Below are 14,623 nucleotides of genomic sequence, written 5' to 3' on the forward strand. Positions count from 1 at the left end.
CTTGTAACGAAGGGGACGGTTTTTGTCACCGAGCGGTGACAATCAGATCAATCCACCGAACGCGGCAATTGCAGGGTCACGCGCAATCCGCCTTCACGAAGATTCTGCAACGTCACCTCCCCCCCATGGCTATGAGCAATGTTGCGGGCGATCCCCAAACCGAGACCATAACCCTGCTGCTGCCCCGCCAACCGGAAGTGCGGTTCGAACACCTGCTCCAGCCGTTGCTCCGGCACGCCCGGCCCTTCGTCGTCGACATGCAGCACGAATGCGCTTTCGTCATCATCGATGTGCAAGTGCGCGTTCTGCCCGTACTTCAACGCATTGTCGATCAGGTTGCCGATGCAGCGCTTGAGCGCCAGTGGCTTGCCCGGATACGCCGCCAGCGCCCGCCCCTGCTGCGTCACGCGGCCATTGCCGTTGGGCGCCAGATACGGTTCCACCAGGCAGTCGAGTACATGATTGAGATCCACCGGCTCGATGTTTTCGTGGATGTCGGTGTCTTTCACGCATTGCAGCGCGCCTTTGACCAACAGCTCCAATTCATCCAGGTCACGGCCGAACTTGGTTTGCAGCTGTTCGTCTTCCAGCAGTTCGACCCGCAGACGCAAACGGGTGATCGGCGTGCGCAGGTCATGGGAAATCGCGCTGAACAACTGACTACGCTCGGTCAGGTAACGGCTGATCCGCTCGCGCATGGTGTTGAAGGCGCGGCCCACTTCGACCACTTCACTGCCGCCGCCCTCAGCCACCGGCTCGACGTCGGCGCCCAGCGACAAATCCCGCGCGGCTCGCGCCAGACGCTTGAGCGGCCGGCTCTGCCAGTGCACCAGCAGACCGATGAACAACAACAGAAAACCACTGGTGAAGACGATGAACCACACTTGCTGGGTCGGCAGACCCTGTTCTTCAAGACTGGTGTAGGGTTCGGGCAGCAGCGAGGCAATGTACAGCCACTCACCCGGTGCCAACTGAATCTGCGTGACCAGCACCGGCGGATTCACCGGTTCCAGGGTCAAGGCGTAATGCGCCCACGAACGCGGCAACTCATCGAGTTTCAACCCGGCGTTGAAGATCCGTAAGTCATCGGGGCTGACGAAGGTCACCAGAATGTCGGTGTCCTGGCCCAGCGACTGACGCAGCACTTCATCCACCGCTTTCAGCACCGCCGCCTTGCGCGGCGTCACCGGCAGCACTTCCATGCCCAACGGTTTGTCATTCAGTGTCACCACAAAACGCGTGCCGCCCATGCTGCGCAATTGGTCGAGCACCAGCGGCCGATAAGCCACCGGCAACGAGCGGAAGTAACTGACGCTGGCGGTCATCGAATGGGCGAGGCTGCGGGCGCTGGTGACCAGCCCTTCGAGCTGGGTCGCACGCAATTGGGACACCCAGATCACGCTGGACAGGGTCTGGGCGAACAACACCGCGAGCAACGTCAGCAGCAGCATCCGCCCGAGCAGCGAACGCGGCATCGGCACTTTGCGCGCGGTGGTGCGCAGGAACTCAGTGACCATTGCCGGCAACCACATTGGCTGCCAGCTGGTAGCCGCTGCCACGCACGGTGCGGATCAGCCGTGGCGGTTTTTCGGTGTCCCGCAGTCGCTGGCGCAAACGGCTGACGGCCATGTCGACGATGCGGTCGAGCGGCATCAGGTCGCGGCCACGGGTGGCGTTGCCGATGGTGTCGCGGTCGAGGATTTCCTGAGGGTGATCGAGGAACAGCTTGAGCAGGGCGAAGTCGGCGCCGGACAGAATCACTTCCTCGCCGTCGGTGTGAAACAGCCGATGGCTGACCATGTCCAGCCGCCACTCATCGAACGCCAGCACGTCACTGCCGCCGCGTTCCTGGCCGAACTGGGCGCGGCGCAGCAGGGCCTTGATCCGGGCCTGCAGTTCGCGGGGGCTGAAAGGTTTGCCGAGGTAATCGTCGGCGCCGAGCTCCAGGCCGATGACCCGGTCGGCTTCGTCGGAACTGGCGGTGAGCATGATGATCGGCACCTGGGCCTGACGCGGATGCTGGCGCACCCAGCGGCACAGGCTGAAGCCGTCTTCATCGGGCAGCATCACATCGAGGATCACCAGATCGCTCGGCGCCTCGTTAAGCGCCTGACGAAAACCGGCGCCATCCGCCGTGGCCCGTACCTGAAAACCCGCGCGGGTCAGGTAGGTTTCCAGCAACTCGCGTATCTCCTGGTCGTCATCGACCAACAAAATCGACTTGTTGACTGAGCTCACTTCGAAGGCATCCTTGTTGTTGGAATTGGGCGGATTATGCCTGATGTGTAGACCGATCGTTCCCACGCTCTGCGTGGGAATGTATCAAGGGACGCTCCGCGTCCAGTGACGCGGAGCGTCACGGGCTGCATTCCCACGCGGAGCGTGGGAACGATCTTCAGCCTTCCTGTTCGAGCGCCACTCCTGCACCGACGAGCCCCGAGTACGGCGCCGTCACCAGCCACACCGGAATCCCCTTGAAGTAATCGCTCATGCAGCCCTTGTCGGCAAAGCTGCGGGCGAAACCACTTTCGAGGAAGAAATCGGCAAAACGTGGAATCACGCCGCCCACGATGTACACCCCGCCACGGCCGCCCGTGGTCAGCACGTTGTTGCCGGCCACGCGACCGAGCCAGCAGCAGAACTGCTCCAGCACTTCCAGGGCAATCGGGTCGCCTGCAAGTCCCGCCGCAGTGATGGCTTCCGGTGTATCGAGTTTCGGTTCATGACCATCCACCGCGCAGATCGCCCGGTAGACCCGCGGCAAGCCGCCGCCGCTCAACGCGGTTTCCGCGCTGACGTGGCCGATTTCGTTGTGGATGTGCTGCCAGAGCTGGGTTTCACGCGGACTGCTCAGCGGCAGATCGACGTGACCGCCCTCGCCCGGCAACGCGGCAAACCGCCCTTCGCCGAGATCAAGCAAGGTGCCGACGCCCAGGCCAGTGCCCGGGCCGATCACTACCGCCGGGCGCAATGGCTCCGGCGTGCCTTCGCAGACCACGCGGAATTCGCCGGGCTGCAAACGGGTCATGCCCAGCGCCATCGCCGAGAAGTCGTTGATCAGCAACAGCTGCTCGACCTGCAAGGTCTGGCAGAACGCCTTGCGGCTCAGGCGCCAGTGGTTGTTGGTGAACTTGAATTCATCGCCGCTCACCGGCCCCGCCACCGACAGGCACACCGAACCGATGGCGCCCGGCGCCAGACCGAGCCTGCTGAGGTAGAGGCTGATCGCCTCTTCCGGGCTGGCGTGGTCGGCCGTGGCCAGCACCTGAACCGATTCGAGCTGCTGATCTTTCCACAACGCGAACCGCGCGTTGGTGCCTCCGATGTCACCGACCAAAGCCAGTTTCAATTAAGCGTCTCCAGGGCAGAAGTGAAGGCGCTGGCGCCCTGCTCCGCCGAGCTGAAGGCCAAACGCATGAAGCCAAACAGTTCGCGACCGCTGCCGATGTTGTTGCCCAACAGGCCTTTGGCGGGTTCGCGCGCTGCGAATTCGGCAGCGTCCACCTTGAGTTCCAAAGTGCCTTTGACGCCATCGACGCGGATGATATCGCCCTCTTGCACGCGCGCCAAAGCGCCGCCTACATAAGCCTCGGGACTGACGTGGATGGCCGCCGGGATTTTCCCCGACGCGCCGGACATGCGCCCGTCCGTCACCAGCGCCACCTTGAAGCCGCGATCCTGCAGCACGCCGAGGAACGGCGTCATCTTGTGCAGTTCCGGCATGCCGTTGGAGCGCGGGCCCTGGAAACGCATCACCGCGACAAAATCCTTCTCCAGCAGACCGGCCTTGAAAGCGTCGGCCAGATCCTGCTGATCCTGAAACACCATGGCCGGCGCTTCGACGATCTGGTTTTCCAGCGCGACGGCGGACACCTTCATCACACCGCGACCGAGGTTGCCCTCCATCACGCGCAAGCCGCCCTCCGCCGAGAACGCACGGGCCACCGGACGCAGAATGTTTTCGTCGAGACTTTCAGTCGGGCCTTCGCGCCACACCAGCTTGCCGTTATCGAGGAACGGCTCCTTGGTGTACTGGCTCAAGCCGTGGCCGAGCACGGTGTTGACGTCTTCGTGCAGCAGACCGGCTTCGAGCAGTTCGCGGATCAGGAACGACATGCCGCCCGCTGCCTGGAAGTGGTTGATGTCAGCCTTGCCGTTCGGGTAGACGTGGCTCAGGGTCGGCACGACTTCGGAGAGGTCGGCCATGTCCTGCCAGGTCAGTTGAATGCCCGCCGCCATGGCGATGGCCGGCATGTGCAGGGTGTGGTTGGTCGAACCGCCGGTGGCGTGCAGCGCGACGATCGAGTTGACCAGCGCCTTCTCGTCGACGATTTCGCCGATCGGCATGAAGTTGCCATTTTGCTTGGTCAGGCGCGTGACCTGATGCGCCGCTTCGCGAGTCAGGGCCTCACGCAGCGGGGTGTTCGGGTTGACGAACGATGCGCCCGGCAGGTGCAGGCCCATCACTTCCATCAGCAACTGGTTGGTGTTGGCAGTGCCGTAGAAAGTGCAGGTGCCGGGGCTGTGGTAGGACTTCATTTCCGATTCCAGCAGCTCTTCACGGGTCGCCTTGCCTTCGGCGTACTTCTGCCGCACGTCGGCTTTTTCCTTGTTGGAAATTCCCGAGACCATCGGCCCGCCCGGGACGAAAATCGTCGGCAGGTGACCGAAACGCAGGGAGCCCATCATCAGGCCCGGCACGATCTTGTCGCAGATGCCGAGCATCAGCGCGCCGTCGAACATGTTGTGCGACAGCGCCACCGCCGTCGACATCGCGATCACTTCGCGGCTCGGCAGGCTCAGTTCCATGCCCGGCTCGCCCTGGGTCACCCCATCGCACATGGCAGGCGTACCGCCGGCGAACTGACCGACCGAGCCGATTTCGCGCAGGGCGTTCTTGATCTGTTCCGGGAAGACTTCGTACGGCTGGTGCGCCGAGAGCATGTCGTTATATGACGAAACAATTGCGATGTTCGCCGAGTTCATCATCCGCAGGCTGTGCTTGTCTTCGCTGCCACACCCGGCCACGCCGTGGGCGAAGTTGGCGCATTGCAGTTTGCCGCGCATCGGCCCGTCAGTTGCAGCGCCGCGAATCAGCGCAAGGTAAGCCTGACGCGTGGCGCGGCTGCGGGCGATAAGCCGTTCGGTGACCTCAAGAACGCGGGGATGCATGTGTAGAACTCCAGGCTAACGGATGTGGCGACCTGATTGTCTATGCTGATCAAAGAGCCCGCACGCATGGGATGACGGGCGGTTTTCTTGATCATTCGGACCAGTTGATTCAGGTCACTCGTTGTAGATAAAACAAAATATTGCCACTAAAAAGGCTTGTTTTCTATTTTTATGCGAATAATCTTGTAATTCCAACAACAAAACGACGGCGGCGCTGTTCAATGACTCTTCGAATCGCAATCAATGGTTTTGGCCGCATCGGCCGTAATGTCCTGCGCGCACTGTATACCCAAGGCTATCGTCAGGATTTGCAGATCGTCGCCATCAACGATCTGGGCGACAGCGCAATCAATGCGCATCTGCTCAAGTACGACACCGTTCATGGCACATTCGACGCCGAAGTGGCTCATGACAACGAGAGCCTGACCGTCAACGGCGACCGCATTTCGGTCAGCGCCATCCGCAACCCGGCCGACCTGCCATGGGCCGCGGAAAAGATTGATGTGGTATTCGAATGCACCGGTCTGTTCACCGACCGGGCCAAAGCCGCCGCGCATATTACCGCCGGCGCACGCAAAGTGATTATCTCGGCCCCGGCCAAAGGCGCCGATGCCACCGTCGTTTACGGTGTGAACCACGACATTCTGCGCCAGTCGCACCAGATCATTTCCAACGCGTCGTGCACCACCAACTGCCTGGCCCCGGTGGCCCAGGTGCTGCACCGCGAGCTGGGCATCGAAAGCGGTCTGATGACCACGATTCACGCCTACACCAACGACCAGAACCTGACCGACGTTTATCACACCGACCCGTACCGCGCGCGCTCCGCCACCCAGAACATGATCCCGAGCAAGACCGGCGCTGCCGAAGCCGTGGGCCTGGTGCTGCCGGAACTGGCGGGCAAGCTGACCGGCATGGCCGTGCGTGTACCGGTGATCAATGTGTCGCTGGTTGACCTGACCGTGCAGTTGAAGCGCGAAGCCTCGGCCGATGAAGTGAACGCCCTGATGAAAGCCGCGAGCCAGCATTCGAAGATCCTCGGCTTCAACACCCTGCCGCTGGTATCGAGCGACTTCAACCACAACCCGCTGTCATCGATCTTCGACGCCAACCACACCAAATCCAGCGGCAAACTGCTGAAAGTGCTGGCCTGGTACGACAACGAGTGGGGCTTCTCCAACCGCATGCTCGATAACTGCCTGGCGCTGTGCAACGCGGAATAATCCCCCGCCCCTGATTCCTGTGGGAGCTGGCTTGCCAGCGACGAAGTCGGCACATCCAATATGGATATCCGCTGACCCACCGCCATCGCTGGCAAGCCAGCTCCCAAATGGTCAATTATTCCAATTTGAAATCAAGGCTTGACCACTCGAGCGGATGATAAGCATTATCATTCACCCGAAATGGATCAGGTCTTCCCGTGAGTCAATCACACTTCAATCACGTCTTCCTCGCCCAGCGCACTACGCTGCTGCGGACTCTGGAACGGATGGTCAACAACCACAGCACCGCCGAAGACCTGTTGCAGGAAACCTACCTGCGCGTCACCCGGGCGCTGAGCGAACGGGCCATCGATCACCTTGAACCTTTTGTCTTCCAGACCGCGCGCAACCTGGCGCTGGACCATTTGCGTGCGCGCAAGATCCATTCGCGCACCATGGTCGACGACGTGCCGCAGGACGTGGTGCACAGCGTCGCCGCCCCCGCCAGCAGTGCCGAAGACGCCGCCCACGCCGAACAATTGCTGGAGCGCCTGAACGTGAGCCTCGCTGAACTCAGTCCCCGCCAACAGCAGATTTTTATCCTCAGCCGCCTGCACGGGCGCAGCTATCAGGAAATCGCCGAAGAACTGAGCGTCTCTCTCAGCACGGTGCAGAAAGAACTCAAACTGATCATGACCATCTGCATCGGTGTCGCCGAGCGTTTGAATGGCGACTGATGCCGTAGGGCTTTTCTGTAAACCTCAGGATCGACTGCACTGATCATCGGGCTTTGTTACCCTTGCCCGACTTTTACGCTTCACTAAAAAAACAGCCGTGCACAGACACTGCCGAGGAACCACCGTGACGGACATCCACCGCTCCCCTTCGCCTTCATCGGCGCAGGACGCCGCCAGCGCAATGGACCAGGCTCTGGACTGGCTCATCGTGCTCGGCAGTCCGGACGAGGAGCAGACCCGGCAATTCCATGCCTGGCTGGCGGCCGATCCGTTGAACGCCGAGGCGTTCGCCAAGGCCCAGGCAATCTGGGACGGCCCGCAGATCGCCCAGTGCGCACAGAACCTCGCGGCCAAACCGAAGAAAGTCACCGTCCTCACTCGCTTGCGCCCGCACTGGAAACCGCTGGCCACCGCCGCCGTGCTGCTGCTCGGGCTGTTCAGCTTCAGCAACCTGCCGGTGCGTTTGCAGGCCGATCACCTGACCGTGGTCGGCGAACGTCAGCGCTTGCAGCTCGAGGACGGTTCGAAGGTACTGCTCAACACCAACTCCGCGTTCTCCAGCACGATCAACGATCAGCAGCGAGTCGCGCGGCTGTATCAAGGCGAAGCGTTTTTCGAGATTCCGGCCAGCCGCAGCCAGCCGCTGGAAATCGACGCCGGCCCGGTGAAAGCCAGCGTGCGCGACACCGCGTTTGCCGTGCGTTATCTGGACGGCGTGGCGCAGGTGCGGGTGCAGCGTGGCGATGTCGATCTGCGTGCGACCCGCGATGATGCCCGCGTGCGACTGTCCGCCGGGGAAAGCATCCGCATCGGCCCCAACGGTTTCGACCACCCGGCCAAGGTCGACGCCGCCACTGATCTGGCCTGGGTGCAGGGTCGGCTGATCTTCGAGAACTGCCCGCTGAAACAGGTACTGGCCGAACTGCGCCGCTACTATCCGGGCTTCATCATCAACACCAACGAACAGTTGGCCGACGTCGCCGTCACCGGCAATTACCGTCTCGACCAGCCGCTGGACGTGGTGCGTTCGCTCGCGCACATCACCTCGGCCAAGCTTCGAGAATTCCCGGCGCTGGTGATTCTGAACTAAATGAGAATTATTTTTACTCGATAGCCAAAGCTCGTTCGTCTCGTTATAGCCAATGCAATTGATTCGCATCTCGCCGGATCAATCAGCACCTATAAAGATTCGTGCGACACGGAGCGCTATCGATGTCCTCACGCCTTACCCGCCAGACTTCTTCCCCTTCCCGCGTGCTGTCGCTGCTGACCGCCGCCATCCTGATGGCCGGCACCGCGCCGCTGATGGCCGCGAACGAACAGCCGGCGCGCAACATGGGCGACTACTCGTTCGCCATCGCCCAGCAACCGCTGGTGTCAGCGCTCAATGCGTTCACCGCCGTCACGGGTTGGCAGGTCGGTTTGCCGGCGCAACTGGGTCAGGACGTGTCGTCGCCGGGCGTACGCGGTTCGCTGCCACCGGAAAAAGCCCTGGAGCGCCTGTTGGTGGGGACCAACCTGAGCTTCCGCAAACTGAGCAACAACAACGTCGTGCTGGAAAAACGCGCCAGCAGTGGCGCGCTCAATCTTGATCAGGTGACCATCAGCGCCACCCGTCAGGAACAGTCGGTGAACAGCGTGCCGGCCACCGTCACCGTACAGACCCGTCAGGATCTGGACCGCAACAACGTCAACACCATCAAGGATCTGGTGCGCTACGAGCCGGGCGTGTCCGTCGGCGGCGCCGGCCAGCGCGGCGGGATCAGCGGCTACAACATTCGCGGCATCGACGGCGACCGCATCCTGACTCAGGTCGACGGCGTCGAAGTGCCGGACGGTTTCTTCAATGGTCCGTACGCCAAGACCCAGCGCAATTACGTCGACCCGGAAATCGTCAAACGCGTCGAAATCCTCCGCGGCCCGGCCTCGGTGCTGTACGGCAGCAACGCCATCGGCGGCGCCGTGAGCTACTACACCCTCGACCCGGACGACATCATCAAGCCCGGCAAAGACGTCGGCGCTCGCCTGAAAACCGGCTACAGCTCCGCCGACGAGAGCTGGCTGAAATCCGCCACCGTCGCCGGTCGCGCCGACCAGTTCGACGGCTTGCTGCACTACAGCCAGCGCGACGGTCACGAAACCGATTCCTACGGCAGCAACAACGGCACGGGCCTGGAGCGCACCGCCGCCAACCCGGAAGACGTGAAAGCCACCAACGTGCTGGCCAAGATCGGCTGGAACTACAACGAAGGTTCGCGCCTGGGCCTGACCTACGAAAAGTACAAGGATGATCGCGACACCGATCAGAAAAGCGCCTACGGCGGCCCGTACTTCAACGGTGCTCCGACGATCCCGAACAGCGTGCTGCCCGGCGGCATGTACCAGTGGCGCACCGGCAACGACACCATCACCCGCGAGCGTTTTGGCCTGGAGCACAGCTTCGAGCTCGACAGCCTGCTGGCGGACAACGTGAAGTGGAGCCTCAACCACCAGACCGCCAAGACCGACCAGAGCACCGACGAGTTCTATTACCCGATCACCCGTAAAGTCCTGCGCACCCGCGACACGATCTACGAAGAAAAACAGTGGGTCTTCGACGCGCAACTGGACAAGGCATTCGCCATCGGTGACACCGATCACGTGCTGACCTACGGCACCACGATCAAGCAGCAGAAAGTCACCGGCTCGCGCAGCGGCGACGGCAAGTGCCTGGCGGTCGGTCGCGGCTGCACCGCCATCGGCGCTACCAGCGCGGCCGACGTCCTGAAGAAGTCCAGCGACTTCCCGGACCCGACCATCAACACCTACAGCCTGTTCGCCCAGGATCAGATCAGCTGGAACAACTGGACCTTCCTGCCGGGCCTGCGCTACGACTACACCCAGCTCAAGCCGCACATCACCCAGGAATTCCTCAACACAGTGGCCGCCGACGGCAATGGCACGGTCACTGATTCGAACAAGACCTGGCATAAAGTCTCGCCGAAATTCGGCCTGACCTACGCCCTGACCGAAAACTACACCTGGTACGGTCAGTACGCCGAAGGCTTCCGCACCCCGACCGCGAAAGCCCTGTACGGCCGCTTCGAGAACAGCACCACCGGCTACAACGTGGCACCGAACCCGGACCTGGAACCGGAAAAGAGCAAAAGCTATGAAACCGGCCTGCGCGGCAACTTCGAGCAAGGCTCGTTCGACGTGGCGGTGTTCTATAACAAGTACCGCGACTTCATCAACGAAGACGCCGTCACCCCTGGCTACGACGAGCTGACCTTCCAGTCGAGCAACATCAAGCACGCCACCATCAAGGGTGCCGAAGTCAAAGGTCGCCTGAACCTCGATTCCTTCGGCGCGCCGCAAGGCCTGTACACCCAGGGTTCGATCTCCTACGCCTACGGACGCAACAACGACAACGGCGAGCCGCTCAACAGCGTCAACCCGCTGACCGGCGTGTTCGGCCTCGGTTACGACCAGGACAACTACGGCGGCCTGCTGAGCTGGACCGTGGTCAAGAAGAAGGATCGCGTCGACGACAGCAACTTCAAGTCGCCGGACGGGGTCAGCAGTCAGTTCAAGACTCCGGGCTTCGGCATTCTCGATCTGGCCGGTTATTACAAGGTCACCGACGACGTCACCGTCAGCGGCGGCATCTACAACCTGACCGACAAGAAATACTGGCTGTGGGATGACGTGCGCGGTTACGACAGCGTCGGCGAAGCCTCGGTGACGCAACCGGCCAACCTCGATCGCCTGACCCAGCCGGGTCGCAACTTCGCGATCAACCTGGTCTGGGATATTTGATCCGGATGACCTCACGGCGCGCATGCATGGCCGCGCCGTGAGGTTTTTTTACTGTCCGGCGCTTGCCCGTACGTCTCGTTATCAAGCGCCTCTTCTTTTCAAGGACATCTCATGAGCACCCCGGAAAAAGCCCTGCGTTCGCAACGCCTGAACCAGATCACCCACGAGCCGCACAGCAAGCTCGATGCGCTGGTCAAGGCCAACGCGCCGTTCGAGACCCGCGCCAATTTCGCTCGTTTCGTGGTCGCGCAGTACCTGTTCCAGTCGGAGCTGGTGGCGCTGTACAACGATGCCGAACTGACCGCCATCGTCCCTGACCTGCCGGCCCGCTGCCGCGCCGAAGCGGCCAGGGCCGACCTCGCCGACCTTGACACCGAAGTGCCTGCGCCCGTCGCCGGCGCGCTGAAGAATCCGAGCAAGGCCCGCGCCCTGGGCTGGATCTTCGTCTCCGAGGGCTCCAAGCTCGGCGCCGCGTTCCTGATCAAACGCGCGGTCGCGCTGGACCTGAGCGAAACCTTTGGCGCCCGTCATCTGGGCGAGCCTGAAGGCGGTCGCGCCGAAGGCTGGAAGCGCTTTGTACGCACCCTCGATTCGCTGCAATTCAGTGCTGAAGAAGAAGCGGAAGTGGAGCAAGGCGCGATCGATGCGTTCAACCGCTTCACCGTGCTGCTGGAACAGGCTTACGCCACAGAAGCCGAACCGGCCTGATCCCAGCCACACCGTAAACCCTGTGGGAGCTGGCTTGCCAGCGATGACGGCGTGTCAGACAACATCCCTGTCGACTGACCGGACGCTATCGCTGGCAAGCCAGCTCCCACAAGGAATTGCGTAAGTCTGTAAGATTCCCACCCTGTCACATAAGCCTCTCGCTGAGCCCATGCCCCAACCCGCCGCCTCCCGACTCGCCCGCCTGCTGTTCGGCCTGCTCGCCTATGTCAGCCTCGGCATCGGCCTGATCGCCATCGTCGTGCCCGGCCTGCCGACCACCGAGTTCATCCTGCTCGCCGCCTGGGCCGCGACCCGCAGTTCGCCGCGCCTGAGTGCCTGGCTGGAAAACCATCGGCTGTTCGGCCCGATCCTGAGCAACTGGCGTAACGGCAAGATCATCGCCCGCAAGGCCAAGGTCAGCGCCACCGTCAGCATGTTGCTGTGCGCCACGCTGATGCTGGTAATGCTCGATCACGGCTGGCCGATCTATCTGGCGATTGTGGGGATGACGATGGGCAATCTGTGGATCTGGTCACGACCGGAAGCGCTGCCGAAGATTTCCTGATTTTTCCCTTGTTTTCAGGGTATTTACCCGCGCAAACGTTTAGCCATGACCGTTCGTCGGCATGCGGCTCATGCCCCCTCGCCCCGCGCCGATGAGCATTGAATGGCGCTGAATGGATTTGGCGAACCGGGCACCTTCCTGCCTCTTAGCCAACAGCTCATCCATTCGCGAGAACGTCCCATGTTCGACTCTCTGTCCATTCGCCTGAAAATCGTCCTGCTGTCCGGCCTGTGCCTGCTCGGTGTAGTCGCGCTGATCGTTGGCATCAATATTTACCAGACCAACCAGAACGACGAACTGGTCAGCACTTCCAGCAGCAAGATGCTCACCGCCAGTGTGCAGGACCTGCTGCAGGCCAAGGCTGCCGAACAGGCGGTGCAAGTGCAGAAAACCTTCGGCGAGAGCCTGCTGGTGATCACCGCCCTGGCCGACCAGGTCAAGGACATGCGCGTCATGGCTGCCAAGCGTTCGCTGGACGCCGGCGCCCTGCGTGAAGAGTTGAACCAGAGCCTGAAAACCGCCTTCGAACGCAACAGCAAGGTGCTTGGCATCTGGCTGGCGTTCGAACCCAACGGACTGGACGGCAAGGACAGCGAATTCGCCAACGATGCCGCGCGTCAGTCCAACGAGGCGGGGCGTTTCGCCAGTTACTGGAGCCGTGCTGCGGGTCCGTCGCTGAACACGATCATGGTCGAAGACGACATGAACAAGACCACCCTCAGCGTCAGCGGCACGCCTTACAACAGCTGGTACACCTGCCCTCGCGACAACAAACGTACCTGCCTGCTTGATCCTTACGCCGACACCGTGGGCGGCAAGGAAATGCTCATGACCACCATTTCCGTACCGTTGCTGGTGGACGGCAAGGCCATCGGCGTGGTCGGTGTCGACATCGCCCTCGACGCACTGCAAGCGGCGGCCGTCAATTCCCAGCGTGAGCTGTTCAACAGTGCCGGACACATGCTGATCGTCTCCGGCAGCGGCGTGCTGGGCGCCTACAGCACCGACGCGACCAAGGTCGGCAAAGGCATCACCGAAACCCTCGGTGCCGAAGGCAAGGACATCTTGCAACTGCTGAGCGCCGGCACGCCGAAGATTCTCGAACAGGGCGACCTGATCCGCGCCGTGTACCCGGTCGATCCGATTGGCAACTCCCGGGCCTGGGGCGTGGTCATCGACCTGCCGAAACAAGTGCTGCTGGCCGACTCGGTCAAGCTCCAGGCAGTGCTCGACGACGCGCAGGAAACCGGCATGATTACCGCGTTGGCGGTGGCCGTGATCGCCGGCCTGATCGGTCTGGTGCTGATCTGGCTGACCGCCTCCGGCGTGACCCGCCCGATCAACAGCGTCGCCGAAATGCTGAAGAACATCGCCAGCGGCGAAGGCGACCTGACCCAGCGCCTGAACTACACCAGGAAAGACGAACTGGGCGAACTGGTGAACTGGTTCAACCGCTTCCTCGACAAGCTGCAACCGACCATCGCCCAGATCAAACAGAGCATCACCGAGGCCCGTGGCACCGCCGATCAATCGTCGGAAATCGCCCGCCAGACCAGCGAAGGCATGCAGGTGCAGTTCCGCGAGATCGATCAGGTAGCGACCGCCTCCAACGAAATGAGCGCCACCGCCCACGACGTGGCCAACAGCGCCTCGAACGCTGCCAACGCGGCGAAAGGCGCCGACCAGTCGGCCAAGGACGGGATGTCGATCATCGAGCGCAGCACCCGTGACATCAATCAACTGGCCGATGAAGTCAGCAAAGCGGTCACCGAGGTCGAAGAGCTGGCAGTCAACAGCGAGCAGATCGGTTCGGTGCTGGAGGTGATCCGCAGCATTGCCGAGCAGACCAACCTGCTGGCGCTGAACGCCGCGATCGAAGCGGCCCGTGCCGGTGAAAGCGGTCGTGGTTTTGCGGTGGTGGCAGATGAAGTCCGTAACCTCGCCAAGCGCACCCAGGATTCGGTGGAAGAAATCCGCGTGGTGATCGAACGCATCCAGACCGGCACCCGTGGCGTGGTCGCGACCATGCACTCGAGCCAGACCCAGGCCCACAACAACGCCGGGCAGATCCGCCAGGCCGTGGACGCCCTCGGCAAGATCAGCGACGCGGTCACCGTGATCAGCGACATGAACCTGCAGATCGCCAGCGCCGCAGAACAGCAAAGCGCGGTGGCCGAAGAGGTCAACCGCAACGTCTCGGCGATCCGCACCGTCACCGAAACCCTGACCGAACAGGCCACCGAATCGGCGGCGATCAGCAGCCAGCTCAATGCCCTGGCCAGTCAGCAGATGAAATTGATGGATCAGTTCCGCGTGTAATCGCAGTCGCCCTGAACCCCTGTGGGAGCTGGCTTGCCAGCGATGGCGGTAGATCAGTCGATACATTGTCGACTGGCACTGCGTAATCGCTGGCAAGCCAGCTCCCACAGGGACCGGTGATG

The 14,623-nt window shown here is 62.0% G+C and carries 10 protein-coding genes and 2 pseudogenes; 8 read left to right on the forward strand and 4 right to left on the reverse strand.

The window, feature by feature from the left end; all coding sequences use genetic code 11:
* Positions 1-47: 47 nt before the first annotated feature.
* The 4 genes from AWU82_RS02290 to edd form a co-directional block, all read right to left on the reverse strand.
* Positions 48-1,475 carry an ATP-binding protein gene (locus AWU82_RS02290; RefSeq protein WP_199913035.1) on the reverse strand — a complete coding sequence of 476 codons (1,428 nt, stop codon included), beginning with the start codon at positions 1,473-1,475 and terminating at the stop codon, positions 48-50.
* Between the two features lie 31 nt (positions 1,476-1,506).
* Positions 1,507-2,238, reverse strand: a complete 732-nt coding sequence (locus tag AWU82_RS02295) for a response regulator (protein ID WP_064383731.1) — start codon at positions 2,236-2,238, stop codon at positions 1,507-1,509.
* A gap of 157 nt (positions 2,239-2,395) precedes the next feature.
* A complete protein-coding gene (locus AWU82_RS02300) occupies positions 2,396-3,349 on the reverse strand; it encodes a glucokinase (RefSeq protein WP_064383732.1) in 954 nt (317 codons plus the stop codon).
* Entirely contained in the window at positions 3,346-5,172 is a 1,827-nt protein-coding gene (gene edd / locus AWU82_RS02305; protein ID WP_064383733.1) for a phosphogluconate dehydratase, read from the reverse strand. The genes AWU82_RS02300 and edd overlap by 4 nt, the downstream gene beginning before the upstream one ends.
* Before the next feature lie 221 nt (positions 5,173-5,393).
* Here edd and gap point away from each other — a divergent pair, with 221 nt between their 5' ends.
* The 8 genes and pseudogenes from gap to AWU82_RS29470 all read left to right on the forward strand — a co-directional run.
* The gene (gene gap, locus AWU82_RS02310; protein WP_064383734.1) at positions 5,394-6,395 is read left to right on the forward strand and encodes a type I glyceraldehyde-3-phosphate dehydrogenase; all 1,002 of its coding nucleotides are present in this window, start codon (positions 5,394-5,396) and stop codon (positions 6,393-6,395) included.
* 197 nt (positions 6,396-6,592) lie between these two features.
* A complete protein-coding gene (locus AWU82_RS02315) occupies positions 6,593-7,111 on the forward strand; it encodes an RNA polymerase sigma factor (RefSeq protein WP_064383735.1) in 519 nt (172 codons plus the stop codon).
* A gap of 124 nt (positions 7,112-7,235) precedes the next feature.
* Positions 7,236-8,201, forward strand: coding sequence for a FecR family protein (locus tag AWU82_RS02320; protein WP_064383736.1), 966 nt, complete (start codon positions 7,236-7,238; stop codon positions 8,199-8,201).
* Positions 8,202-8,323: 122 nt separating this feature from the next.
* Positions 8,324-10,909, forward strand: a complete 2,586-nt coding sequence (locus tag AWU82_RS02325) for a TonB-dependent receptor (RefSeq protein WP_064383737.1) — start codon at positions 8,324-8,326, stop codon at positions 10,907-10,909.
* A gap of 111 nt (positions 10,910-11,020) precedes the next feature.
* Positions 11,021-11,617 carry a biliverdin-producing heme oxygenase gene (locus tag AWU82_RS02330; RefSeq protein WP_064383738.1) on the forward strand — a complete coding sequence of 199 codons (597 nt, stop codon included), beginning with the start codon at positions 11,021-11,023 and terminating at the stop codon, positions 11,615-11,617.
* A 169-nt stretch (positions 11,618-11,786) separates the two neighbouring features.
* Entirely contained in the window at positions 11,787-12,182 is a 396-nt protein-coding gene (locus tag AWU82_RS02335) for a YbaN family protein (RefSeq protein ID WP_011335620.1), read from the forward strand.
* Positions 12,183-12,635: 453 nt separating this feature from the next.
* Positions 12,636-13,595: pseudogene (locus tag AWU82_RS29465) on the forward strand (methyl-accepting chemotaxis protein); the annotation flags it as partial.
* Between the two features lie 378 nt (positions 13,596-13,973).
* Positions 13,974-14,501 (forward strand): annotated as a pseudogene (locus AWU82_RS29470) (methyl-accepting chemotaxis protein); the annotation flags it as partial.
* Positions 14,502-14,623 lie beyond the last annotated feature (122 nt).

This window comes from Pseudomonas glycinae (genome assembly GCF_001594225.2).
Taxonomy (GTDB): domain Bacteria; phylum Pseudomonadota; class Gammaproteobacteria; order Pseudomonadales; family Pseudomonadaceae; genus Aquipseudomonas; species Aquipseudomonas glycinae.

Excerpts from the sequence above, each read along its gene's own strand:
- edd (WP_064383733.1), bottom strand. The coding sequence starts at position 5,172 with ATGCATCCCCGCGTTCTTGAGGTCACCGAACGGCTTATCGCCCGCAGC.
- gap (WP_064383734.1), top strand. The coding sequence starts at position 5,394 with ATGACTCTTCGAATCGCAATCAATGGTTTTGGCCGCATCGGCCGTAAT.
- AWU82_RS02290 (WP_199913035.1), bottom strand. The coding sequence starts at position 1,475 with ATGCCGCGTTCGCTGCTCGGGCGGATGCTGCTGCTGACGTTGCTCGCG.
- AWU82_RS02325 (WP_064383737.1), top strand. The coding sequence starts at position 8,324 with ATGTCCTCACGCCTTACCCGCCAGACTTCTTCCCCTTCCCGCGTGCTG.
- AWU82_RS02330 (WP_064383738.1), top strand. The coding sequence starts at position 11,021 with ATGAGCACCCCGGAAAAAGCCCTGCGTTCGCAACGCCTGAACCAGATC.
- AWU82_RS02335 (WP_011335620.1), top strand. The coding sequence starts at position 11,787 with ATGCCCCAACCCGCCGCCTCCCGACTCGCCCGCCTGCTGTTCGGCCTG.